General features: G+C 64.9%; 24 protein-coding genes and 1 pseudogene. 15 read left to right on the top strand and 10 right to left on the bottom strand.

Annotation, left to right across the window (positions count from 1 at the left end):
* The first annotated feature begins 5 nt into the window (after positions 1–5).
* The 8 genes from LZ538_RS12485 (at position 6) to LZ538_RS12450 (ending at position 10,396) form a co-directional block, all read left to right on the top strand.
* Positions 6–1,499, top strand: a complete 1,494-nt coding sequence (locus LZ538_RS12485) for a hypothetical protein (RefSeq protein ID WP_249832352.1) — start codon at positions 6–8, stop codon at positions 1,497–1,499.
* A gap of 89 nt (positions 1,500–1,588) precedes the next feature.
* Positions 1,589–2,188, top strand: a complete 600-nt coding sequence (locus LZ538_RS12480) for a fasciclin domain-containing protein (RefSeq protein WP_249832351.1) — start codon at positions 1,589–1,591, stop codon at positions 2,186–2,188.
* A gap of 84 nt (positions 2,189–2,272) precedes the next feature.
* Positions 2,273–3,376: a DNA polymerase III subunit beta gene (dnaN, locus tag LZ538_RS12475; RefSeq protein ID WP_249832350.1), complete on the top strand. Its 1,104-nt coding sequence runs from the start codon at positions 2,273–2,275 to the stop codon at positions 3,374–3,376.
* A gap of 30 nt (positions 3,377–3,406) precedes the next feature.
* The gene (gene recF, locus LZ538_RS12470) at positions 3,407–4,465 is read left to right on the top strand and encodes a DNA replication/repair protein RecF (RefSeq protein ID WP_249832349.1); all 1,059 of its coding nucleotides are present in this window, start codon (positions 3,407–3,409) and stop codon (positions 4,463–4,465) included.
* Positions 4,466–4,652: 187 nt separating this feature from the next.
* Positions 4,653–6,179: a DEAD/DEAH box helicase gene (locus tag LZ538_RS12465; RefSeq protein ID WP_249832348.1), complete on the top strand. Its 1,527-nt coding sequence runs from the start codon at positions 4,653–4,655 to the stop codon at positions 6,177–6,179.
* Positions 6,180–6,232: 53 nt separating this feature from the next.
* On the top strand, positions 6,233–6,478 hold the full coding sequence (locus tag LZ538_RS12460; RefSeq protein ID WP_249832347.1) for a hypothetical protein: 246 nt from the start codon (positions 6,233–6,235) through the stop codon (positions 6,476–6,478).
* A gap of 593 nt (positions 6,479–7,071) precedes the next feature.
* Complete coding sequence (gene gyrB, locus LZ538_RS12455) at positions 7,072–9,597, top strand: DNA topoisomerase (ATP-hydrolyzing) subunit B (RefSeq protein ID WP_249832346.1); 2,526 nt, start codon at positions 7,072–7,074, stop codon at positions 9,595–9,597.
* A 73-nt stretch (positions 9,598–9,670) separates the two neighbouring features.
* Positions 9,671–10,396, top strand: coding sequence for an endonuclease/exonuclease/phosphatase family protein (locus LZ538_RS12450; protein ID WP_249832479.1), 726 nt, complete (start codon positions 9,671–9,673; stop codon positions 10,394–10,396).
* Here the strand turns inward: LZ538_RS12450 and rpoN are convergent.
* From rpoN to LZ538_RS12425, 5 genes are read right to left on the bottom strand one after another with little or no spacing between them, the layout of a single operon-like run.
* Positions 10,393–11,853: an RNA polymerase factor sigma-54 gene (gene rpoN / locus LZ538_RS12445; protein ID WP_249832345.1), complete on the bottom strand. Its 1,461-nt coding sequence runs from the start codon at positions 11,851–11,853 to the stop codon at positions 10,393–10,395. The genes LZ538_RS12450 and rpoN overlap by 4 nt on opposite strands.
* 15 nt (positions 11,854–11,868) lie before the next feature.
* Positions 11,869–12,642, bottom strand: a complete 774-nt coding sequence (gene lptB, locus LZ538_RS12440; protein WP_249832344.1) for an LPS export ABC transporter ATP-binding protein — start codon at positions 12,640–12,642, stop codon at positions 11,869–11,871.
* A complete protein-coding gene (locus tag LZ538_RS12435; protein WP_249832478.1) occupies positions 12,642–13,193 on the bottom strand; it encodes an LptA/OstA family protein in 552 nt (183 codons plus the stop codon). The genes lptB and LZ538_RS12435 overlap by 1 nt, the downstream gene beginning before the upstream one ends.
* A gap of 5 nt (positions 13,194–13,198) precedes the next feature.
* Positions 13,199–13,837: an LPS export ABC transporter periplasmic protein LptC gene (gene lptC, locus LZ538_RS12430; RefSeq protein ID WP_249832343.1), complete on the bottom strand. Its 639-nt coding sequence runs from the start codon at positions 13,835–13,837 to the stop codon at positions 13,199–13,201.
* A gap of 2 nt (positions 13,838–13,839) precedes the next feature.
* On the bottom strand, positions 13,840–14,463 hold the full coding sequence (locus LZ538_RS12425; protein ID WP_249832342.1) for a ribonuclease D: 624 nt from the start codon (positions 14,461–14,463) through the stop codon (positions 13,840–13,842).
* A 210-nt stretch (positions 14,464–14,673) separates the two neighbouring features.
* Between LZ538_RS12425 and LZ538_RS13320 the strand changes: the two genes are divergently transcribed.
* A complete protein-coding gene (locus tag LZ538_RS13320) occupies positions 14,674–15,462 on the top strand; it encodes a cold-shock protein (protein ID WP_283937824.1) in 789 nt (262 codons plus the stop codon).
* Positions 15,463–15,521: 59 nt separating this feature from the next.
* On the opposite strand, the gene LZ538_RS12410 is transcribed toward LZ538_RS13320, so the two are convergent.
* From LZ538_RS12410 to LZ538_RS12400, 3 genes are read right to left on the bottom strand one after another with little or no spacing between them, the layout of a single operon-like run.
* Positions 15,522–16,817, bottom strand: a complete 1,296-nt coding sequence (locus LZ538_RS12410; RefSeq protein WP_249832341.1) for a metal-dependent hydrolase family protein — start codon at positions 16,815–16,817, stop codon at positions 15,522–15,524.
* Positions 16,818–16,862: 45 nt separating this feature from the next.
* On the bottom strand, positions 16,863–18,464 hold the full coding sequence (locus LZ538_RS12405) for a cisplatin damage response ATP-dependent DNA ligase (RefSeq protein ID WP_249832340.1): 1,602 nt from the start codon (positions 18,462–18,464) through the stop codon (positions 16,863–16,865).
* A 41-nt stretch (positions 18,465–18,505) separates the two neighbouring features.
* Positions 18,506–18,814 carry a hypothetical protein gene (locus tag LZ538_RS12400; protein WP_249832339.1) on the bottom strand — a complete coding sequence of 103 codons (309 nt, stop codon included), beginning with the start codon at positions 18,812–18,814 and terminating at the stop codon, positions 18,506–18,508.
* A gap of 167 nt (positions 18,815–18,981) precedes the next feature.
* Here LZ538_RS12400 and rpmG point away from each other — a divergent pair, with 167 nt between their 5' ends.
* Positions 18,982–19,149, top strand: coding sequence for a 50S ribosomal protein L33 (gene rpmG / locus LZ538_RS12395; protein WP_249832338.1), 168 nt, complete (start codon positions 18,982–18,984; stop codon positions 19,147–19,149).
* Between the two features lie 188 nt (positions 19,150–19,337).
* Here the strand turns inward: rpmG and LZ538_RS12390 are convergent.
* Positions 19,338–19,685, bottom strand: a pseudogene (locus tag LZ538_RS12390) (response regulator); the annotation flags it as partial.
* 45 nt (positions 19,686–19,730) lie between these two features.
* Between LZ538_RS12390 and LZ538_RS12385 the strand changes: the two are divergent.
* Genes LZ538_RS12385 through LZ538_RS12365 form a run of 5 tightly spaced genes read left to right on the top strand, consistent with a single transcriptional unit; the run spans position 19,731 to position 23,050 of the window.
* Positions 19,731–20,003, top strand: a complete 273-nt coding sequence (locus tag LZ538_RS12385; RefSeq protein WP_249832337.1) for a DUF3572 family protein — start codon at positions 19,731–19,733, stop codon at positions 20,001–20,003.
* The gene (locus tag LZ538_RS12380) at positions 20,000–20,746 is read left to right on the top strand and encodes an SDR family NAD(P)-dependent oxidoreductase (RefSeq protein WP_249832336.1); all 747 of its coding nucleotides are present in this window, start codon (positions 20,000–20,002) and stop codon (positions 20,744–20,746) included. Before LZ538_RS12385 ends, LZ538_RS12380 begins: the two co-directional genes overlap by 4 nt.
* 31 nt (positions 20,747–20,777) lie before the next feature.
* The gene (locus LZ538_RS12375; RefSeq protein ID WP_249832335.1) at positions 20,778–21,239 is read left to right on the top strand and encodes a RidA family protein; all 462 of its coding nucleotides are present in this window, start codon (positions 20,778–20,780) and stop codon (positions 21,237–21,239) included.
* Positions 21,214–21,930: a glycerophosphodiester phosphodiesterase family protein gene (locus LZ538_RS12370; protein WP_249832334.1), complete on the top strand. Its 717-nt coding sequence runs from the start codon at positions 21,214–21,216 to the stop codon at positions 21,928–21,930. Before LZ538_RS12375 ends, LZ538_RS12370 begins: the two co-directional genes overlap by 26 nt.
* Complete coding sequence (locus LZ538_RS12365) at positions 21,884–23,050, top strand: GNAT family N-acetyltransferase (RefSeq protein WP_249832333.1); 1,167 nt, start codon at positions 21,884–21,886, stop codon at positions 23,048–23,050. Before LZ538_RS12370 ends, LZ538_RS12365 begins: the two co-directional genes overlap by 47 nt.
* Here the strand turns inward: LZ538_RS12365 and LZ538_RS12360 are convergent.
* Complete coding sequence (locus tag LZ538_RS12360) at positions 23,026–23,946, bottom strand: isoaspartyl peptidase/L-asparaginase family protein (protein ID WP_249832332.1); 921 nt, start codon at positions 23,944–23,946, stop codon at positions 23,026–23,028. The genes LZ538_RS12365 and LZ538_RS12360 overlap by 25 nt on opposite strands.
* Positions 23,947–23,969 lie beyond the last annotated feature (23 nt).

The raw sequence follows: 23,969 nt of genomic DNA, 5'->3' as shown, positions 1-23,969 counted from the left end.
ATAACGTGTTCAATAGGGTGATCCTCGCCGCCGGCGTTGCCGCGCTGGCGATTTCAGCCCCGGCCAGTGCAAAGCCAGACCGCGAGCATGGCGGTCAGGGCGGCCAGAGTCAGAGGGCAGAGCGCCCGCAACGTGCGGAGCGTGCTCAGCGCACCGAGCGTGTGCAGCGCCAGGCAAGCGTCGAACGCGCGCCGCGTGTGGAACGTCAGCAACGCCAGGTTCGCGCCGAGCGGACTCAGCGGGTCGAACGGCCGCAGCGCATGGCGCGTGCGGAGCAGACTCAGCGCGTCGAGCGTCAGGAGCGCCACGCGCGAGTCGACCGGACCGCGAACATCGAGCGTCAGCGCGTAGCGCGCGCCGAGAACCAGCGCGTGGAACGCCAGCGGGCGGAGCGCGCAAACCGGCTCGCCGGCGGCAATCAGGACGTTCGTCAGAACCGCGTGGAGCGGCAGCAGGTGCGCATGGCGGATCGCGAACGCGTCCGCGACAATCAAGCGCTTCGAACGCAGGGACGGATCGATCGCCAGGCGATGCAGATCAATCGTCAGGAATTGCGCGACGAGCGTCGTGCAGACCCCCAGGCAATCCTTCGCGACAATACGGTCGCCCAGCGTTGGGCGCGCATCGACGATCGCCGCGCGACGAGGCAGGCCCTCGCGGCCACCCGCCTCGCGGCACTCGACAATCGCATCGCGACGCAGTTCGTCGAGCCGGTTCGCGTCCGTACGTTCATCGGTGAGCCGGTGAATACGGTCTCGGCCTACACGCCGCTGCTGGCGATGCCGTCGACCATTTCGTACCTCTATCCCGACACAAACGATTACTATTATCGTTACGGCGGCGGGTACGTGTACCGCGTCGATCGCAGCGACAACCTGATCAACTGGGTGCTTCCGCTCCTCGCGGGCGGCTTCATGCCGGGGCAGTATCTGCCGACTTCCTACATGAACAGCTACGTGCCCAATTATTACGGGTTCAACAGCTTCTATCCGTCCAGCTACGGCTACGGCGGCGGGTACGGCTACGATCCGGGATATGGCTACGGCTACAACAACCTGTGCAATCGCTACGCCAACGGCACCGTCTATCAGGTGGATTGCGCCACGGGCCTCGTACAGGACGTGATCCCGCTTTACGCGGGCGGCTATGGCGTCGGACAGATGCTTCCGGTGTCGTACAACTATTACAACGTGCCGTCTCAGTACCGCGACATGTACTACAACACGCCGGACTATAATTACTGGTACGCGCCCGGCGCCATCTACCAGGTCGACCCGTCGACCAGCATGATCAGCTCGGTCGCCGCCCTGCTAACGCCGGGCTTCGCGGTCGGTCAGCCGCTCCCGATGGGGTACAACATGTACAACGTGCCCATGGCGTACAGGAGCACCTACTACGACACGCCGAACGCCTGGTACCGTTACAACAATGGCTACATCTACCAGGTCGACCCGACGACGCAGCTCGTCACGGCGATCGTGGCCTCGATCCTGACCTGATCACGGATCGTCTGATAAATTGAACAAGAACGGCCCGGCATGCGTTGCCGGGCCGTTCCGTACCTATAACAATAAGGAGTTCGTAGGGCATGAAGACCCGTGTACTCGCGCTCGGCCTCGCGGCCGCAGCTCTCGCCGTAGGGGCATGCAACAAGGACAATGGCGGCAACAGCGCCGCCCCCAACGCGCAGACGCCGGAAGCCAAGAAGGCTGCAGGCGACAAGACGATCGCTCAGGGTCTCGCGGGGAACGGTCAGTTCATGGCGGCGGCGAAAGCTGCCGGGCTCGATCAGACTCTTGCTGGTGCCGGACCTTACACGGTGCTGGTCCCGAGCGACCAGGCCTTCTCCGCTGCTCCGGCGGGCACCTTCGACGCCAAGCCTGAGAACAGGGCTCAGCTGACTGGCATCCTCACCAACCTGATCCTTCCCGGCACCGTTCTTGCCGCGGACATCGACAAGGCGATCGACGCGGGCAAGGGGAAAGCGCCGCTCGCCACGATGGGCGGCGGTGTCGTGACCGCGACCAAGGAGGCCGGCAAGACCGTCCTGACCGACGCCGCGGGCCACAAGGCGACGATCACCCAGGCCGACGAGCAGTTCAGCAACGGCGTGGTGCACCAGATCGACGGGGTGCTGATGCCGTCCAAGGAGAGCAAAGCGCCTGTGAAGGGCGAGAAGGCCGGCTAAAAAAGGCTTTCATCAACCCACTTCCGCATGCGGTAAGGCTCGCTATAACGAGCGTAACGCGTGCGGAAGATGGGGCTTTAGAAGATGAAAGCGACGATTGAGCGGGCGACACTCCTCAAGAGCCTCGGCCACGTCCAATCGGTCGTGGAGCGCCGCAACACCATTCCGATCTTGTCGAACGTTCTGATCGAGGCGCGCGAGGACGGTTCGATCCGCCTGATGGCGACGGACCTCGATCTCCAGGTGGATGAGAGCGTCCCCGCCAATGTCGCGCAGCCGGGGGCGACGACCGTCTCGGCGCACACGTTGTTCGACATCGTGCGCAAGCTGCCGGAGGGCAGCCAGGTCGAGATCGCCGCCGCCGAGGGCAAGATGCAGGTCCTCGCCGGTCGGTCCAGGTTCAACCTGTCGACCCTGCCGCGGGACGACTTCCCGGTCATCGCCGAAGGCGATCTCCCGACGCGCTTCGAGCTTCCCGCCGCAACCCTTCGCCAGATCATCGAGAAGACGCGCTTCGCAATCTCGAGCGAGGAGACGCGCTATTATCTGATGGGGATATTCTTCCACATCGTCGACGACCAGTTGCGCGCAGCGGCCACCGATGGGCACCGCCTCGCCCGCATCACCGTCGCCCGGCCCGACGGAGCCGACGGCATGCCGGACGTGATCGTGCCACGCAAAGCCGTCGCCGAGCTGTACCGGCTGCTCGAGGAGCTCGAGGGGACGGTCGAGATTTCCCTGTCGCCTACCAAGATCCGCTTCGGACTGGGCAGCGCGATCCTGACGAGCAAGCTGATCGACGGCACCTTCCCGGACTACAATCGCGTGATCCCGACCGCGAACGACAAGCTCCTGAAGCTCGATCCCAAAAGCTTCTCGGCCGGCGTCGATCGCGTATCGACGATCGCCAGCGAAAAGACGCGCGCGGTCAAGATCAGCCTCGACCGCGACAAGGTTACGCTCTCCGTCACCTCTCCCGAGAACGGCATCGCGACCGAGGAACTCCCGGCGGATTATGGTTCCGACGGGCTCGAGATCGGGTTCAACGCGCGCTATTTGCTCGACATCCTGGGTGAGATCGACGGCGATACGGTCGAAGTGCATCTCGCGGATGCCGCCGCGCCGACGCTCCTGCGCGAAAACGACAAGTCGAACGCGCTCTACGTCCTCATGCCGATGCGGGTTTAAGCGCCGGACTGAACTGCTACGGTCGGCTGGATGCCGGTCGCCCGTCTCGCCCTTACCGACTTCCGCTCCTACGCCTCGGCGCTGATCGAGCCCGGGCCCGGCTTCGTCCTGCTTTCCGGCGACAATGGCGCGGGCAAGACCAATCTGCTCGAGGCTGTCTCGCTGCTGAGCCCGGGTCGGGGCTTGCGCGGGGCGTCCATGGGCGAAATGGCAAGGATCGGCGGCGGCGGAGGGTTCGCCGTCGCGTCGCGGATCGGTGAAAGCGAGATCGGGACGGGGGCGCTGGCCGCGGCCCCGGAGCGCCGGCAAGTCCGGATCAACGGCGCGCCGGCAGCGGTCAATTCCCTCAGCGAGTGGCTGTCGGTCCTCTGGCTCACGCCCGCGATGGACCGGCTGTTCAGCGCCAGTCCCGGCGACCGCCGCCGTTTCTTCGACCGGCTCGTCCTCGCGCTTGAGCCGAGCCACGCGCACCACAGCGCGCGCTACGAAGCGGCCATGCGCGCACGAAGCAAGCTACTGGCGGACGAGGCTCCGGGGGATCCCGCATGGCTCGCCGCCCTCGAACAGCAGATGGCCGAGCACGGCAGCGCCATCGGCTCGGCCCGCGCGCGGACCGTGGCCGCGCTCGATACGCACCTCGATACTGGCCCGGACGATGAATTCGCGCGGGCTTCGCTGGCGCTCGAGGGCTGGAATGGCGACGATCTCGTCGCGGCCTTGCGGAGCAGCCGCTCCCGCGACGCGGCGGCCGGCCGCGCCACAGTTGGCCCGCATCGCCAGGACCTGCTCGTGACGCACCGCGCCAAGGACATGCCCGCTGCACGATCGTCGACGGGCGAGCAGAAAGCATTGCTGCTCGGCATCATGCTTGCGCATGCGGAGCTGGTGGCCGAACGTCGCGGCGAGCCGCCGATCCTGCTCCTCGACGAGGTGGCCGCCCACCTCGATCCCGGACGCCGCGCCGCCCTTTTCACCCGGCTCGAAGGGCGCGGGCAGGTATGGATGACAGCGACCGAAGCGGGACTCTTCGCCGGGATCGGCCAGGCGTCCCGCTTCCACGTCGAGAGCGGCTCGGTCCACCCGGCCTAGACTTTTCGGACTTTCTCTCTATATTGCACTGCAACACGAGGCGCTTTCCAACAAGCGGCGTGAACGGTCTCGACAGTTCGAGGACCCGGCCCGCGCCTCGACCGATCTTGCTTCCCAATTCACGCGGGGCGCTTTTTGACCCCCTCCGACCGCGCTTCGGCGCGGCCGTTCATATTGGAATTCTTTAATGTCATTCATCTCTCTGGGGCTTTCGAAGCCCCTGCTCGATGCGCTCGCCGCGAAGGATTATTCGCAGGCGACGCCGATCCAGCGCGAAGCCATTCCCGCCGTCCTGACCGGCCGCGACCTCCTCGGCATCGCCCAGACCGGCACCGGCAAGACCGCGGCGTTCATGCTGCCGTCGCTCGACCGCCTTGCCGCGGCCAAAACTTTCCCCAAGCCGGGCCACGTGCGGATGCTGGTGCTTGCACCGACCCGCGAGCTCGCGGCCCAGATCGCGGCCAGCGCGCAGGCCTATGGCCGCTTCATGCGCCTGTCCGTCGGCGTCATTTTCGGCGGCGTGCCGAATTCGAAGAGCGTTCGCACCGTCGCGCGCGGCCTCGACGTGCTCGTCGCGACCCCTGGCCGCCTTCTCGACCTCATCGACCAGCGCGCGCTGTCGTTGCGCGAGCTCGAAATCCTCGTCCTCGACGAGGCCGACCAGATGCTCGACCTCGGCTTCATCCATGCGCTGAAGCGTATCGTCAGCCTGGTCCCGCCCAAGCGCCAGACCCTGTTCTTCTCGGCGACAATGCCGAAGGCGATCAAGGAGCTTGCGGATCGTTATCTCAGCAATCCTGCCGAGGTCGCGGTGACGCCCGTCGCCAAGACCGCGGACCGCGTCGATCAGAAGGTCGTGCTCGTGAATCAGCCGGAGAAGACCGCGCTCCTGACCATGTTCCTTCAGGCCGAGAAAACGGAGCGGACTTTGGTCTTCAGCCGGACCAAGCATGGCGCCGACAAGATCGTTCGCATGCTCGAGGCAGCGGGGATCGCCTCCAACGCGATCCATGGCAACAAGAGCCAGGCGCAGCGCGAGCGCGCCATCGCCGACTTCAGGTCAGCCCGGGTGCCCGTGCTCATTGCCACCGACATCGCGGCACGCGGGATCGACATTCCGGGCGTCAGCCACGTCATTAACTACGACCTGCCCGAGGTTGCGGAGCAATATGTCCACCGCATCGGTCGCACCGCGCGCGCCGGCGCGGAAGGCAAGGCGATCGCTTTCTGTGCCCATGATGAGCGCGGCCTGCTGCGCGACATCGAGCGACTAACCCGTCAGAAGATCGAAGTCGCACCGCTGCCCGAAGGGTTCGTCCAGGCCGCCGAAGCGTTGAAGCGCCTCAAGCCCGCGCCGAAGCAGGAGGAGCGCTCTCAGCGCGGTCATCGCCCTGCGACAAAGTCGGATCGCCGCGCGGACGGTCAGCGCCGCGAACAGCGCAACGACCGTCAGCGGCATCCGCATCGGGCCGATGGCCATGCGGCCCATCGCTCGGGCGCGCAGGATCGCAACGGCCAGCGCCGCGACGATCAGCGCAAAGAGGGCGCCCGTTCGTCCTACCGTCCCGAAGCCTATCGCGAAGCCGATGCCGGCCCGCGTCCGGCTGGCGCGAACGAAGCGCGTGGCAACTTCCGCCCCGATGGCGGCCAGCCCAAGCGCAAGTTCCACGGCCGTCGCGGACGCCCGGGCGGCCCGCGCCGAGCGCAGGGCTAAACGCTCCAATCGGCAAGCTGATCAGCGTCCGCCATTTGCGGGCGCGATCGCTTATGGCAGCTATCGACCCAAAGCTGACGCTCTGGGTTAAGAGCCGCGCGACTGATGCGACTATTATGGCTGCGAAACGTTCGATGGCTGTGGAGGCGGCAATGCAAAAGCATCGACGACTGGAGACCCCAGATGACCGTAACCAGCGGCTCATTCAGGAAGCGCGGCTGAAGAAGGATCAGGCGGCTGAGAACGAAGCCGATGTTGATCGAATGATTAGGCAAAACGTCAAGCAGTACGGCCCATGAGCTTCGTGACCTGAGTATAAGCCGATAGGTGCGAGGAAACAGTCGAAGGAACTGCGCGGCAAGTGAACCGCTGTAGGCGGATGGACCATTACCGAAACCAATCCACCTACGACCAAATGAAGCTCGAAGCACGGCGCTTCCAAGATGATCTTCGTCGTGCCTTGGCAACGCCACACATGCCGCACAAAAAAAGTAAGTAGGGCCGCTAACGACAGTTGGACTAGGCTGCCGGAATGTCTGATTTCCACCCAAAGCAGACATTAGCGGCGATGGAAAACGCTGTCCTACAGCGGCCTTCTTGTGCTTCACGCTCGGCGATGGCGCGCTGCTCCGCTTCCGATCCGTCTTCGCAAGCAACCATGAAGGCGCATGCTGCCTCGCGCCGGTGCGTGCGGCACGGTCAACTTGGTCAACTTCCCCTTCGGCCCAATCCTATTTGCACCACTCGTCACGGGCTCGCCGGCTTTCTTGAAGGTCACAAAGTGGAGGAAGTGGAAGGAGCCCCGTTTTCATTCATTCCCACGCGTGTGCGCGCCCGCACGCACACGCCCGCGCGCGCGTGACATCGGGGCGGAAATCCCTATATCTGGACTATGGCAACCGACCCCGAAAACAACGGCAACACCAACAGCTATGACGCGGAGAGCATCAAGGTCCTGAAGGGCCTCGATGCGGTGCGCAAGCGGCCCGGAATGTACATCGGCGACACCGATGACGGCTCCGGCCTCCACCACATGGTCTTCGAAGTCAGCGACAATGCGATCGACGAGGCCTTGGCCGGCCATTGCGACCGGATCCTGATCCAGCTCAATCCCGACGGCTCGGTTAGCGTCGAGGACAATGGGCGTGGAATCCCGACCGACATTCACAAGGAAGAGGGTGTCTCGGCGGCCGAGGTCATCATGACCCAGCTGCACGCTGGCGGTAAGTTCGAGAACACGTCGGAGGATAATGCCTACAAGGTCTCAGGCGGCTTGCACGGGGTGGGCGTCAGCGTCGTCAACGCGCTGTCCGAATGGCTCGACCTTACCATCTGGCGCGACGGCCAGGAGCATTTCATGCGCTTCCGCCATGGCGATGCCGAAGCGCCGCTGAAGGTCGTCGGCAAGGCGCCGGAGGGCAAGAAGGGAACGCGCGTGACCTTCCTTCCCAGTCCTGACACCTTCAAGATCACGGAGTTCGATTTCGAGCGCCTCGAGCATCGCTACCGAGAGCTTGCTTTCCTCAACTCAGGAGTGCGGCTCGTCCTCGTCGATGCCCGTCATGACGAACGGGTCGAGCATGAGCTTTACTATGAAGGCGGCATCGGAGCCTTCGTAAAATATCTCGACCGCGCGAAGACGCCTTTATTCCCGGAGCCGATCGCCATTTCGGCCGTGCGCGACGGGATCGGCATCGACGTCGCCCTCGAATGGAACGATTCCTACTACGAGAACGTGCTCTGCTTCACCAACAACATCCCGCAGCGTGACGGCGGTACGCACCTCGCCGCATTCCGAGCGGCGCTGACGCGAACCCTCAACGGCTACGCCGATCGCTCGGGATTGATGAAGAGGGAGAAGGTCAGCCTGACCGGCGAGGACATGCGCGAGGGACTGACCGCAATCGTTTCGGTCAAGCTTCCGGACCCCAAGTTCGGCTCGCAAACCAAGGACAAATTGGTGAGCTCCGAGGTGCGCCAGCCGCTTGAAAGCCTGATGGCCGACAAGATGAGCGAATGGCTGGAGGAAAATCCGGCCAACGCGCGTGCGATCGTCCAGAAGATCATCGATGCGGCGGCTGCGCGCGAGGCCGCCCGCAAGGCGCGCGAAGCCAGCCGCAAATCCGCGATGGGCATCGCATCGCTTCCCGGCAAGCTGCACGATTGCCAGGAGCGTGATCCGGCCAAGTCGGAACTGTTCCTGGTCGAAGGTGACAGCGCCGGCGGCTCCGCGAAGCAGGGGCGCGACAGCAAATATCAGGCGATCCTGCCGCTCAAGGGCAAGATCCTGAACGTCGAGCGGGCGCGCTTCGACCGAATGCTGTCGTCCAAGGAAATCGGGACGATGATCCAGGCGCTCGGCACCGGCATCGGGCGGGAAGAGTTCAATCTCGAGAAGCTTCGCTATCACAAGATCGTCCTGATGACCGACGCCGACGTCGACGGCGCGCACATCCGGACCCTGCTGCTGACGTTCTTCTATCGGCAGATGCCCGACCTGATCGAGGCCGGGCACCTCTTCATCGCCCAGCCGCCGCTCTACAAGGTCAGCCGCGGACGGTCCGAGGTCTATCTCAAGGACGATGCCGCGCTCGACGATTATCTGGAGGAGGCAGGCCTCGATGGGCTCGTTCTCGACGGGCCTGGCGGTCAGCGTTCCGGCAATGATTTGAAGGCGCTTGTCGATCACGCGCGCCGCATGCGCACCCTTTTGCGCTACGCGCCGCGGAAATATGATTCGGCGCTGGTGGAAGCCCTCGCGGTGAATGGCGCCCTCAAGCCGAACCTCGACAAGGACGGGAAGGCGAAAGCGATCGCCAAGGTCGCCGATTGGCTCAACGCTGCCGACCAGGAAGCGACCTGGTCGGGTGAGCTGGCCGCGGAAGGCGGCTACCTCCTGCGCCGGCTGTGGCGCGGGGTAACCGATGCCTACGTCATCGAAGAGAGCTTCCTCGTCTCTGCTGAAGCGCGCAAGCTCCATGCGCTCGCGGCCGAGCAGGGCGCGGATTACGCCAAGCCCGCGATCTTGCGTACCCTGAAGAAGGGCGCGCCGACGGTTCAGGAGCAGGCGCCAGCGACTGAGAACGAGGGCGAGGCAGAGGCGGAGACCGAAGCCGTCGAAGCGGACACGAAGGGCAAGCCGGTTCAGGTCACGCGGCCGTCCGAGCTGCTCGACGCCGTGCTTGCCGCTGGCCGCAAGGGCCTCAGCATCCAGCGCTACAAAGGTCTTGGCGAGATGAATCCGGACCAGCTTTGGGAGACCACGCTCGACCCGGCCAATCGCTCGCTGCTGCGGGTCGAAGTCGCGCAGGCCGACGTCGCGGACGAGATCTTCACGCGGCTGATGGGCGACGTCGTCGAACCTCGCCGCGAGTTCATCCAGGACAATGCGCTCAGCGTCGCGAACCTGGACGTCTAGGAACCATATGTAAGCTACGGCTATTGGCGCAGACGTGAGCGTGTCCCCCTGCATCACCGTGGCCAGCTACAACATGCGCAAGGCGATCGGTCTCGACCGTCGCCGTGACCCGCATCGCGTGCTCGATGTGCTGCATGAGATCGACGCCGACATCATTGCTTTGCAGGAAGCCGATAAAAGGTTCGGCGGCCGAGGATCGGCCGTTCCTCACGAGCTCATCGATAGCCATGGCATGTACAAGCCGGTTCATCTCGGGGTGCGCCACAAGAGGGTCTTCGACAAGGCGCGCAAACATGCGGATCGCCTGCTCAAGGTGAATACGCGCAACATCGGCTGGCACGGCAACGCCATTCTGGTGAAGCAGCATGTCGGGGTGATCGATTGTGCTGCCCTGGAGCTCCCGACGCTGGAGCCTCGCGGCGCGGTCCTCGCCGAACTGCTGATCGGGGATCGCCCGATCCGCGTGGTCGGCATGCATTTGGATCTGTCCGGACTGTGGCGCCGCCGCCAGATGCAGGCCATCCTTCGCGCCGTCTCCGCCAGGCCCCAGAAGATGCCCACGGTCCTTATGGGCGACACGAATGAGTGGCGCGAGGCGTCAGGCTGCCTGAACGAGGTCGAGCCCGACTTCCACGTGGCTCCTACCGGGCCAAGCTTCCACGCGCGTCATCCCGTGGCGGCGCTGGACCGGATCATCGTCGACAAGGACCTGAACATCGAGGCGGCGGGGGTCCACATGAGCGCCGCCGCGCGGCGCGCATCCGATCATTTGCCGATCTGGGCGAGGCTGAGCGCTTAACCGGCTATCTTCCGGAGCCGGCGTCGCTGGATCGACGAACCGATTCCCATCGCCTCTCGATATTTGACGACCGTGCGCCTCGCCACGTCGAAGCCGCGCTGCTTGAGCAAGGCGGCGATGGCATCGTCGCTCAATATCTCCGCCTCGGCGTCGATTATTTCCCGAATCCCCGCCTTCACGGCCTCCGCCGCAGCGCCATCGCCCTCGGCTGAGGCTACGCCGGAGCCGAAGAAATATTTCAGCTCGAACAGTCCGCGATCGCACAGCAGATATTTGTTCGACGTCACGCGGCTCACGGTCGATTCGTGCATTTCGATGGCTTCCGCGACCTCCCGCAAAGTCATCGGCTTCATCGCCGCGACCCCGCGGTCGAAAAAGCCTTGCTGCCTTTTCACGATCTCGGAAACGACTTTCACGATCGTCCGCGCGCGTTGGTCCAGTGCCTTCACCAACCAGTTGGCGCTGGCGAGGCACTCGCTTAGCCACGCCTTTGAGGATTTGTCCTGAGGTCCCGAACGCAGCTCCTGATAGTAGCGGCGGTTGACCAGAACCCGCGGCAGCGTTGCCTGATTGAGTTCGACGGCATAGCCGCCGCTGGCCTTGCGGACGAACACATCCGGAGTGACATCCTCTGCACCCGAGCGGGAAAAGCGGCAGCCGGGTTTCGGGTCATAAGCGCGAAGCTCGCGAATCATGTCGGCGAGGTCTTCGTCGTCGACACCGCAAATACGCTTCAGGTCCGAGGTGCGGCCTTTCGATAGCAAATCGAGATTGTCGATCAGCCTGGCCATCGCGGGATCGTAGCGATCGGCGGCCTTCGCCTGGAGAGCGAGGCATTCGGCGAGCGAGCGTGCGCCGACGCCGGCCGGCTCGAGATCCTGAACCAGCGCCAAAGCCTGCTCGACAACGGTAATTGGAGCACCGCTCGCTTCGGCTATGTCGGGCAGCGGCACCGTCAGATAGCCTGTCTCATCGAGCATCTCGGCAAGAATCCGTGCGAGATCCCCTACCGGTCCCGAGGCGCCGTGCAGCTGGTCGATGAGATGCTCCGCGAGCGACGCCGCGGAATATTCCAAGCGGTCGAAGTCGAACGCCTCTTCGCCACCCCCGGAGGTAACAACGTCGGAGAAGCTGTCGGTTTCCAGCGCCTCAGCGGTCCAGTCGACGTCCAGGGGTCGGTCGTCCTCGGCTTTCGCCAGGATCAGATCGTCTGCGCCCGGGTCATCGGGCGCGTCGTCGCCGTCGTCGTCGGCGAAGTCCGCCGTCCCTGCGTCTCCCCCTTCCGGCTGGTCTTCGCCAGCCGGGCTATCGAGGAGCGGGTTCTTCGACAATTGCTCCGCGATATAGGCTTCGAGCTCGAGATTGCTCAGCTGCAGCAGTTTGATGGCCTGCGCGAGCTGGGGGGTCAGAACCAGCGCTTGCGACTGGCGGATGCTTAAGGATGGGCCGAGTCCCACGGGACTGCTCCCGCGCTACAACGCGAAGCTCTCGCCGAGGTAAAGCCGCCGGACCTCCTGGTCCGCAACCAACGCTTCGGGAGTACCTGCGAACAGCACCTGGCCGTCGTAGATGATGCAAGCCCGGTCGACGATGTCGAGCGTCTCGCGAACATTATGATCGGTGATGAGCACGCCTATTCCGCGGCCCTTCAGCTCGCGGACCAATTCACGGATGTCGGAGATCGAGATCGGGTCGATGCCCGCAAACGGCTCGTCGAGCAGCATGATCGACGGATCCGCAGCCAGCGCCCGCGCGATCTCGCAACGGCGGCGCTCGCCACCGGAGAGGGCCATTGCCGGTGCATCGCGCAAGCCTTCGATCCCGAACTCTTCGAGCAATTGTTCCAGGCGCTCGCGGCGTGCGCCTGTGTCCGGCTCCGCCACCTCAAGAACCGCGCGGATGTTCTGCTCGACCGTGAGGCCGCGAAAGATGGACGTCTCCTGGGGCAAATATCCGAGACCGAGGATCGCGCGGCGGTACATCGGCAGGTCGGTGATGTCCTGCGAATCGAGAAAGATGCGGCCGCTGTCCGGGCGCACGAGCCCCATCACCGAATAGAAGCAGGTCGTCTTGCCAGCGCCATTGGGCCCGAGCAGGCCCACGACCTCGCCGCGATGAACCTCCAGGGAGACGTCGTGAAGGACAGCGCGGCGGTCGTAAGCTTTCGCGATGGAACGCACCTCGAGGCCGACGCCCACTCGCTCCGCCTCGCTTGCAGGCCGCACCAAGGCCGCGGCTTCGTTCATCAGTCGCCGCGTTTCTGCGGCACCGTGAAGTGGCCCGTCACTCGGCCGCCGCTCTGGTTCACCCCGGCGGGCCCGCCGTCGATCACCGCGCGGCCGGAATCGAGGTCGATCACGAGGCGCGAGCCGCTCACGCGATTCTGTTCGCGGTCGAGCTGGACGTTGCCGATCAGGGTGATGAGCTTCCGGTCCAGGTCGTAGATGCCGAACTCCCCGCGCGCCGTCTCCGACGGGCTGCGCACGACGACTCCGCCGGCGGCGTCGAGCCGGCGAATCTGCACGCCCCCGTTGCTCGAATAGGCGACGGTTAGCCGCGCTGTGTCCATCGTGAGCTCGGCCTGCGTGACATGGACGTTGCCGGTGAACAGCGCACGGTCGGCGCGGTCCTGCACCTCGATGCGATCGGCTGTGACGTCGACGGGGGCGTCGCTATTGTGCCCCTTGAGCGCCGAGATCGGCTCGCGCGATTGAGCAAGAGCAGCCGTTGCGGAAAGGCCAACCGCGATTGCGGCGGGCACGCCCGCCATAGCAAGAAGAATGCCAATGCCCCTCATTTGTCTCATCTGACCGCGCCTTGCACGATTTTCAAGCGAGCGCGGCCATCGAGCACGACGGTTCTTGAATCGAGATCGGCTTTCAGCTGGCTCGCCTGGAACTCGCCAAGGCGCATTTCTCCGGCAACCGGTCCCTGGCTCTGGAGCCTGCGATCCTTCAGATCGACGTGGACGTCCCGCGTCGCGAGCCGGTAGCCATCGCCACCGACGACGCGCACCGGTCCGTTGATTCCGATCTGCTGCGTGTCGAGATTGTAGCGGCCCTGGTTCGCCGCGATGACAAGCGGGCCCTGCGTCATTGCGAGCCGCGCCAACATGCCGCGCAAGTCGACGATCGGGATGTCCGAGCTCCGCTGGATGGCGCTGTTGGCGGTAATCTGGAACTTCTGGCCCTTGTTGTCCGCGCCCACATAACGCGCTGCCTCGACACGCATGCGCTCCGGGGCATTCTCGACCTTCTTCTTGTCGAGGATGAAGCTCACGTCCCCGTTCTTGCCGAGCGGTGCGACCGCGAGGATCGCGACGAGCACCCCGACGGCCATCGGCAGCACGACCTTCGACCAGCGCACGAGCTTGTCGTGGGCGCTTCCGGGCACTGCCCAGCGCTGGCGGACGATGCGTCCGCGGGTGGCCGCTTCAGACATGACTATCCGTCATGGGCAAAGATGTCCTGGTCGGGCCATCCGGCGATATCGAGCAAGGCGCGGGCGGGCAGGAAGTCGAAACAAGCCTGGGCGAGTTCGGTACGGCCTTCCCGCGCGAGACGTTCGTCCAGCTGCGCCTTGAGCGCATGGAGGTAGCGCACGTCGCTCGCGGCATATTCCCGCTGCGCGTCCGTAAGCTCCGGCGCTCCCCAGTCGCTCGTTTGCTGCTGCTTCGACAGGTCGACGCCCAGCAGCTCCTTGACCAGGTCCTTGAGGCCGTGACGATCAGTGTAGGTCCGCACCAGCCGCGACGCGGTTCGGGTGCAATAAAGCGGCGCGGCCATGATTCCGAGATAGGCCTGCATGATGCCGACGTCGAAACGCGCGAAGTGGTAAAGCTTGAGCCGGCTGGGATCGCCGAGCAGCGCCTTCAGGTTCGGCGCGGAATAATCGCTCCCATTGCGAAAGCGGACCAAATGCTCGTGGCCTTTGCCGTCTGACAGCTGGACGAGGCAAAGCCGGTCGCGGCCCGGGATAAGCCCCATTGCCTCGGTATCCACGGCTATCGGACCGTCGGCAAACCGCACGTCGGCGGGCAGGTCCTCCTGATGGAGATGGACGGTCATTCTCGCTCCTCAATCGCTGCTACGCCGCTTTAGTCCGGCAGGCGCCCGCCATGCCAGCCCCCCGAGGGACTCGAATCACTAGAGAACGCAGGATTTTTCCTGTAAGCACGTGAACCGTGCGTGAGTCAGAATCGCGCCGACCGGTTGCGCCCTTTTGCCCGAGCGCGTTGGTTCGATGTTCAACGGGGCAGGTTAGAGTTCGGATAATTCATGGGTTTTGATAGAGGGCGCAAGGGGGATCGCGGCGGTCGCGGTCGCGATAAGCGCGAAAGTTTCGGCGAAGAGAATTTCGGCGGAGATTTTGGGTTCCAGGAACGCGGCGGCTTCGGCGGCGGCGGCGGCGGCGGACGTGGCGGATTCGGTGATCGCGGTGGCTTCGGCGGCGGCGGTGGTTTCGGCGACCGCGGCGGCGGCGGCGGCGGCGGCGGTGGCGGCTTCCGCGGCGGTGGCGGCGGCGGCTTTCGTGGCGGCGGTGGCGGCGGCATGCCTCCACAGGTCGTCGGCGAAGGCAAAGGCACGGTAAAGTTCTTCAACCCGCAAAAGGGTTTCGGCTTCATCGTCCGTGATGACGGTGGCGAAGACGTCTTCGTCCATATCTCTGCGGTCGAACAGGCCGGCCTGACGGACCTCGCCGACGGTCAGCCGCTCGAGTTCACGCTCGTCGATCGCGGCGGACGCATCTCGGCAACCAACCTTCGGATCGAAGGCGATCCGATGCCCGTGGAGCGCAGTGGCGGCGGCGGCGGCGCCGGTGGCGCCGGTGGTCCGCAGCGCCAGCTTACTGGCGAGAAGGCGAGCGGAACGGTCAAGTTCTTCAACGCGATGAAAGGCTTTGGCTTCATCCAGCGCGATGACGGGCAGCCCGACGCGTTCGTTCACATTTCGGCCGTCGAGCGGGCGGGCATCCCGACGCTCAACGAAGGCGACCGACTCGAATTCGAGCTGGAGGTCGACCGTCGCGGCAAATATGCCGCGGTGAACCTGCAGACGATCAGCTAGGATCAGCCCTTCAGGGGGCGAAGGCGCCCGTCCGGACCCAGGTTCGGGCGGGCGTTTGCTTATTGAAGGGGTATGGGCCTGCCTCCGACCATCACGTAACCCAGATGGGTTACCGCGGAAGGATCGGCGAGCGGATCGCCGTCGACGGCGATGAGGTCCGCCGACTTGCCGACTTCCAGCGTCCCCGTCTCATTCGAGATATTCAGCAGGTCCGCGCCGCTTTTGGTCGCGGCGATCAGCGCGTCGCGCGGCGTCATCCCTCCCTTGCTGACCATGAGCCCAAGTTCCTTGGCGGCGTCCTTGTGCGGCGCAACTGCCGAATCGGTGCCGAGCGCGATCTTCACTCCGCTACGGTAAGCGAGGTTCAGGCCCTTGCCCCAAACGTCGAACGTCAGCCGGGCCTTGGCTTCCATCTCCGGCGTGAGTTTTCCAGTTCCCATGATGGACTGCACACCGGTGAAGGCCATGAGCGTCGCGGAGTAATATGTGCCGTGCGCCTTCATCGCCTGCGCTCCGGCTGCATCGAGAAAGGTCCCATGCTCGATCGAGTCCACGCCCGCGTTGGTCGCCGCGAGTATGCCTCCGGCGCCGTGGGCATGCGCTGCGACCTTCAAGTGCATGGCATGCGCCATGTCGACGATCGCCTTCATTTCCTCATTCGTGAAATGCTGCTCCAGCCCGAGCGCGCCGGGGTCGAGCACCCCGCCCGTCGCCATGATCTTGATGACGTCCACGCCGGCAGCGGCGAGCTTTCGAACGACCTCCTGGCATTGCTCGACGCCCGTGCAAACGGCTGAGCTGAGGTGCGCGTCGCTGACGGCCGCGGCCAATTCCGGCGGAAGCGCGGTGGCCGGATCGGCATGGCCCCCAATGATCGAAAGCGGGTCGCCTGAGACCTTGATCCTTGGGCCCGGGAACCGGCCTTCGGCCACGGCGTCCCTGACGGCAATGACCGACGCGGTATTGCCGCCCAAATCGCGGACGGTCGTAAAGCCGGCGCGCGCCATCTCGAGCGCGTGGGTCAGCCCCAGCGTCGTCGAATAAGCGTTGGAATATTTCTGCGTGTAATAAGCGTACCAAGGCGTGCCCGACGTCTGCGTCAGGTGGACATGCACATCGATTAGACCGGGCATCACGGTGCGGGTGCGCTGATCGACGACCGTAGCGCCCGCCGGAGCCGTGAACCCGTCTTCGATCCGCGCGATGCGGCCGTTCTCGACGATGATTGTGGAATTTTCGCGCGCCGGCCGGGCCGCGTCCACGATCAGCCGACCGGCCTGTATCGCATAGGTCTCGGCATGTGCCGTCGGTGCGATTGCCGCCGCCAGCGCGCCGGCAAGTAAGCGTCTCATCATTGATAGTCCCCTCTGGGGCGCAGGCTAGCGCGCTTGCGAAAGCCTTCAAGTCACCATCGCTTGCAAAGTCTCGACCCTGTCGGCTTCCGCCGCGGGTTTGTCGGTGCGGATACGGCTGATGCGCGGAAAGCGCATTGCCAGGCCCGATTTGTGCCGCGTGCTCTTATGGATGGAATCAAAAGCGACTTCGAGGACGAGGCTCTTCTCAACCTCGCGGACAGGGCCGAACCGCTGGACGGTATGGCCGCGGACCCAACGGTCGATCCAGCGAAGCTCTTCGTCGGTGAAGCCGAAATAGGCCTTTCCGACGGGCAGCAACTCTCCGCCATCTGCCCAGCAGCCGAAAGTATAGTCGCTGTAATAGCTGGATCGCTTACCCGAGCCGCGCTGCGCGTACATCAGGATGCAGTCGGCGGTCAGGGGATCTCGCTTCCATTTGTACCAGAGCCCGGCCCGGCGCCCGCCGACATAGGGGCTGTCGCGACGCTTCAGCATCATGCCTTCGATCGAGACGTCGCGTGCGTTGGCGCGCAGCTGCTCCAGTTCGTCGAAGCTGCTTGCGGCGATCAGCTGGGAAATGTCGAACCGCTCGGGATCCAGTCGCGCTGCAAGTAGCTCGAGCCGTCCGCGGCGCTCACTCCACGGCAGGTCCCGCAGGTCCTCTCCTGCGTCGAACAATATGTCGTAGAGACGCACGAAGGCAGGGTATGCGGCCAGCATCTTCTGGCTGACATTCTTGCGGCCGAGCCGCTGCTGCAGCGCGTTGAAGCTGGCCGCGGCCCCGCCGTGAACGTCTTCGACGCCCTGGTCGGAGCCGCGCACCAGCAATTCTCCGTCGAGCACCCCGGGGGTGCTGAACGCTTCGGCGAGGTCCGGAAAGCTGCCCGAAATGTCGTCGCCAGTGCGACTGAACAGGCGCGTCTGCCCGCCCGCGTGGACGAGCTGCACGCGAATGCCGTCCCACTTCCACTCGGCGGCATAATCGTCGAGCGAGACTTTGGTCTCCTCGAGCGCGTGCGCGAGCATGAATGGCCGGAAGACAGGCAAGTCGCGAACGGCGGGCTGATCCGCGCGGCCTTCGGCCCAGGCGAACAGCTCGTCGAACGGCGGCCGCAAGCCGTGCCAGACCTCCTCAACGGCATCGACATCGAGGCCGAACGCGTCTGCGAGCGCCTGCTTTGCAAGCCGCGCATTGACGCCGACCCGAAGCTCGCCGGTGGCCAGCTTCAACAGTGCGAAGCGGCCGGACGCATCGAGATGGTCGAGCATGGAGGCGAGGGTTTGCGGAGCGTCGAGCCGGGATGTCGACCGCAACCTCGCGATCGCATCCGATATTGAAATCGTCGCATCATCGACCTCAGGCGGCTCGGTCCCTGGCTTGGGCCATAGCAGCGATACGGTCTCGGCCATGTCGCCGACGTAATCGCGGCTCATGTAGAGAAGCACCGGATCGACGCGCTGTTCGGCGATCGCCCGCACCGCCGCGCCTTTCACGGCAGGAATATCCAGCGTGCCGGTCAACGCGGCCAGGCCGAAGCCGCGGTCCGGGTCCGGCGTGTCCTTCAGATAGTCGCCAATCAGCTTGAGCTTGGTGTTGCGGGACCGGGTGTAGGTCAGGTCATCGAGGAGCTGGGAAAATGCGCGCATCGCGCATCACAATGCGCGAACCCCGCTACGGTGCCGAAACGTTAGTGGAGACGGACCGCGAGCGCAGCGAGGATTATCGTGCCGTCCGCCGACGAACGGCTGTCGAGGGCTTCCTCCACATGTTCGAGGCAGGACTGCATCGCGACACGATGGCCCGGAAGCAGCGCGAATTGCGCCGAGCGCCGCGCCAGGCTCTCCAGGGCCGCAAGGCCGTGCTCGGCTGCCAGCTGGCGGATCGCATCCATCCGCGCGTAAAGATCGAGTGGTGAAAGGCGGGTGCCGGCACTGCGGATTTCGGCGACACGCAAACCGACCTGGGCTCGGACCATATCCAGCGCGTCGGTTGCCATGCTGCTTCTCCTTGAGAAACAGTGTCCGGGATTTTAGTTAAGGGGCCGTTACGACTTCGTGCGAGCTCTGTGTCGGTTGACAGAATCGCCCCGTTGAGCCAAGGAGCCCGCGACTTTGGGGCGGCGTGAAGCCGCTTTTCTTTTTTCTACAGTTCGAGGTTTTAGCGATGGCCAAGCCGGCAACCGTCAAGATCAAGCTCGTCAGCAGCGCTGACACCGGCTTCTTCTACGTCACCAAGAAGAACCCGCGCACGCAGACCGAGAAGCTGAGCTTCCGCAAGTACGATCCGGTCGCGCGCAAGCACGTCGAGTTCAAGGAAGCCAAAATCAAGTGACGAACTGAGCGGTTACGCTCCGTTCGCCATCCCGGACTTGATCCGGGATCCAGCCAAAAGAAGGACTGGGCTCCTGCCTCGCAGGAGCACTTCTAAACCTCCTCGCCGCCCGGTTCGGACGGCCCAGGACCGTCCTCCGACTCATTGGCCCACACTGCCGCTTGCTGTTCCGCCCCTTTGGCCGGGCCGAGCAACTCGTCGACCGTCTGAGCGAATTTCGCAACCGAGATCGGCTTCGAGACATAAGCCTGCGCTCCGGCTCCACGGATGCGCTCCTCATCCCCACGCGCGGAATAGGCAGTGACGGCCATGATGGGCACTTCCGCGAGATTTTCGTCGGCCCGAATCATCCGGATGAGCTCCAGTCCGCTGACGTGCGGCAGCTGGATGTCGGTAATCACGAGATCGGGGGAAAAGCTGCGCGCGACATCCAGCGCGTTGCGGCTGTCCGTCACGGCCTCCGGTTCATGCCCGTGCGCGGCAAGCAGGTCGCAGAACAGCTTGATGTTGAGCGCATTGTCCTCGACGATCAGTATCTTGGCCAAGTCGCTTTCCCCACTTTCATCGCGCGATCCTAGGGCGTGACCGCTCAGACGCCAAATGACCCGCTGACGATTGCCCTTGCCGCGCTTGCGGCAACGCTTTGCGACGAACGTCGGGCCCGCCGGTTCCTGGACCTGACCGGAATTGGGACGGATGAACTCAGGCGCAGGGCGGGCGAGCCCCAGCTGCTGGGCGCGCTGATCGCGTTCCTCGAAGCACATGAGCCGGATCTCGTGGCCGTGGCCGAGGAAATCGGAATCGATCCGGCGGCCTTGGCAGCGGCGCGGCGCGAGCTAGAGCATATTTCATGAGCAAGACGATATTGATCACCGGGGCAACCGCTGGATTTGGCGAGGCCGCCGCGCGCAAGTTCGCCGACGGTGGCTGGAAGGTCATCGGCACGGGCCGGCGCGCGGAACGCCTGCGCGCGCTTCAGGACGACCTCGGCGGGGCCTTTCTTCCGCTCGAGGTCGACATGCGCGATCGCAAGGCGGTCGAAAGCCTTTCAAAGCTCGACTCGCCATGGGGCGATATCGACCTGCTGCTCAACAATGCGGGGCTGGCGCCGCCGACAGATCCTCTGCCCGAGACCGACTGGGATCGCGTCGAGCAGGTCATCGAAACCAATGTGACCGGGCTGGTCGCGCTGACACGCGCGCTGCTGCCCAAATTGGTCGAGCGGAAAGGCCACATCATCAACCTGTCCTCGGTCGCCGCGACCTATCCCTACAAGGGCGGCGCGGTCTACGCCGGCACCAAGGCCTTCGTGCGCCAATTCTCTCTCGACCTGCGCTGCGACCTGGCCGGAACGGGCGTTCGAGTCACCTCGATCGAACCCGGCATGGCGGAAACGGAATTCACGGTCGTGCGCACCGGAGGGGACAAGGACGCGTCGGACAAGCTTTATGCGGGCATGGATCCGATGACCGCGGAAGATCTTGCCGACCTCTTTTGGTGGCTGGCCAATCTCCCTCCGCATCTCAACATCAACGCGATAGAGCTGATGCCGGTTACTCAAAGCTGGGCGGGCTTCAACGTTTATCGCGAGGGTTGATTCATCCGCTCCCCGGTGCTTGGGGCACGTCATGAGCATCGAACAACGCCTCACCGAACTCGGTATCGAGCTGCCCACGCCGGCCGCGCCGGTCGCGTCTTACGTTCCGGCGGTCGAACAGCACGGGCTTCTGCACATCTCCGGCCAGATCAGCTTTGCTGAGGATGGCACCCTGATCAAAGGGCGCCTGGGCGAGGATGTCGACCTTGACGGCGGCATTGCCGCCGCGCGCCGTTGCGGCGTGATGTTGCTCGCGCAGATCAAGGCCGCGCTCGGCTCGCTCGACAGGGTGGAGCGGGTCGTGAAGCTTGGGGTCTTCGTCAACAGCGCGCCTTCCTTCACCGACCAGCCCAAGGTCGCCAACGGCGCCTCGGAGCTGATGCAGGAAGTATTCGGTGAAGCGGGGCGGCATGCCCGCAGCGCGGTCGGTGTCACTGTCCTGCCGCTCGGCGTCGCAGTCGAAGTGGATGCGATCGTCGCGATCAAGGACTGACCCGCTCGACCCCGGCCCGGCCGGCTTCGCGCACCGCGGGCTTCATCAGGGCTCGGCCTTTCCCGAGAATAGCTTCATTGCTTTTGCCGCCGCGCTCGAGGCCGGCGCCGGGATCGAATGCGATCTCAGGCTGACTGCGGATAATCGGATCATTGTCTTCCACGATGCCGACGCCATGCGGCTGTGCGGAAGCCCGATGCGCATTTCGGATCAGCGATTGAGCGAGCTTTCACGCCTTCGCGTGGGGGAGCACCCGATTCCGACGATCGAAAACCTCCTCGACCTCGTTGGCGGACGGGTTCCTCTGCTGCTTGAGGTCAAGGTCGACTCCGACCTTTGGCGCTGGGCGCCCGCGCTGAAGCCCGCGATTTCGCGGTACGATGGCCCTTTCGGCGTGATGAGCTTCGACCCGCGGCTTCCTCGGTTGCTGAAGACCAACATGCCCGAGGTTCCGCGCGGCCTGGTCGTGCGCGACAGCTTGCCACCGTTCAAGAGGCGGCTGGCGACGTGGCTCGCGGACCCGCATTTCCTGGCCGTTGAACGTAGGGCACTCGGAAGGTCATGGGTTGCCCAGGCTCGACGGAGGATGCCGGTTTACAGTTGGACTATCGCCTCGGCCGAGCAGCGCGTGCAAGCCGAGGTTCATGCCGACGCCCTCATCTGGGAAGGCGATGGCCGACCGCGAATCTGACATCGTCGCCAAGATCGCCGCGGGCGTGGCGGGACTGAACCCCCATGCCTGGGATCGGCTTGGGAATGGCGACCCGTTCATCTCCCACGCCTTCCTGTCCGCGCTCGAAGATTCCGGAAGCGTCGGACCGGGCACCGGCTGGACGCCGGCGCCGATCCTCGTCGAGGACGAGGGATCGCATCTCGTCGCCGCCGCGCCCGCCTATCTCAAGAGCCACAGCCAGGGCGAATATGTCTTCGATCATGGCTGGGCCGACGCGTGGGAGCGCGCGGGCGGCCAATATTATCCGAAGCTGCAGGTGGCTGTGCCGTTCACTCCCGTCCCCGGCCCCCGCCTGCTCGGCTCAAGGCCGCAGCATTTGCTTGCCGCGATCGAGGCCGTGACCATCCAGAATGAGCTGTCGTCGGCGCACATCACCTTCATCGACGATGCCGGCGTCTCCGAGTGCGAGCGCCGCGGCTGGCTGGTCCGCGAGGGCGTCCAATATCACTGGTTCAACCGCGGCTATTCCAGCTTCGACGACTTCCTCGCCGCGCTAAGGCATTCGCGGCGCAAGACCATCCGCAAGGAACGCAGGGCAGCCCGCGACGGCCTGGAGTTCCGCGCATTGCGCAGCAGCGAGATCGGGCCTGCGGAATGGGATGCGATGTGGCTGTTCTACCAGGACACCGGCAGCCGCAAATGGGGCCGCCCGTACCTGACCCGCTCCTTCTTCGACCAGGTCGGAGAGCGGATGGGCGACCGGCTCCTGCTGCTCCTCGCCTACCGCGGCGAGCGGCCCATCGCCGGGGCGCTCAACCTCATCGGCCCGGATGCGCTTTACGGGCGCTATTGGGGCTGCGTCGAGGACGTCCCCTTCCTCCATTTCGAGCTTTGCTTCTACCAGGCCATCGAGTGGGCGATCGCGCAGGGCCTCGCGTCCGTCCAGGCGGGCGCGCAGGGGGAGCATAAGGTCATCCGCGGCTATGAGCCGGTGATCACAAGGTCCGCGCACTTCATCCCCAACCGCAGCTTTCGCGAAGCGGTCGGCGATTTCCTCGAGTCCGAGCGCGCGGGCATCGCCAGCGAAGCCGGCTGGCTCCGCGACAGCCTGCCCTACCGCTCGTCGTCGTCGGAATAGATCGCGACGGTCCGCCCGGTCGCGTCGGCCATGCCGCGATACATGGACGGGGTGGTGAAGCCCCAGGCCGCGTCGCCGTTCGAGGCGACTGCGATCAGGCCGCCCTTCCCGCCCAGCGTGCGAATGTCGGCGAGCACGTCGTCGAGCGCTTCCTGAAGCGACTGGCCGCCCAGGCGGATCCGTTCCGCAAGCTGATGGGCGGCCACGGCGCGGATGAAATATTCTCCCGAGCCCGTGGCGGAGACGGCAGCAGACCGGTCGTCGGCATAAGTCCCGCAGCCGATCAGCGGCGTGTCTCCAACCCTTCCCCAGCGCTTGGCGGTAAGGCCTCCCGTCGAGGTCGCGACCGCGACATGCCCGTCGACGTCCACCGCGACGGCGCCGACCGTCCCATATTTCACCTCGTCGTCGAACCCGCCGCTTCCGAGCAACTCGTCCAGCTGCCGGCGGCGCTCGGGCACCTCGAACCAGCCGTTGTCGACCTGCTCGAACCCATGCTCGCGCGCGAAGTCGTCCGCGCCGTGACCGGACAGGAAGACGTGCGGACCTTCGTCGAGCAGCCGCCTCGCAAGCGTTATCGGAGCGCGCGTCGTGCGAAGGCCGGATACCGCACCGGTCCTTCGGTTGCGGCCGTCCATGATTGCGGCGTCGAGCTCGATGCACCCGGTCGCGGTCAGGACGCTGCCGCGGCCGGCGTTGAAGCAGATGTCCTCCTCCAGCACGCGCACTGCAGCTTCGACGGCGTCGACGGCGCTCTCCCGCTTCGAAAGTATCGCCGAACCGGCAGCGAGCGCCTGCTCCAGGCCCGCGCGCGCGCACTTTTCCTGCTCGGGATCGAGGCGGCCGCGCTGCATCGATCCGGCGCCGCCATGAATCACTAATCGCCAACGCGTCATGGGGCGCGCATAGCGGCGCTCCT

Origin of the sequence: Sphingomonas hankyongi (genome assembly GCF_023516575.1) — a bacterium.
Classification (GTDB): domain Bacteria; phylum Pseudomonadota; class Alphaproteobacteria; order Sphingomonadales; family Sphingomonadaceae; genus Sphingomicrobium; species Sphingomicrobium hankyongi.
This window is presented reverse-complemented; position numbering and strand designations above follow the sequence as displayed.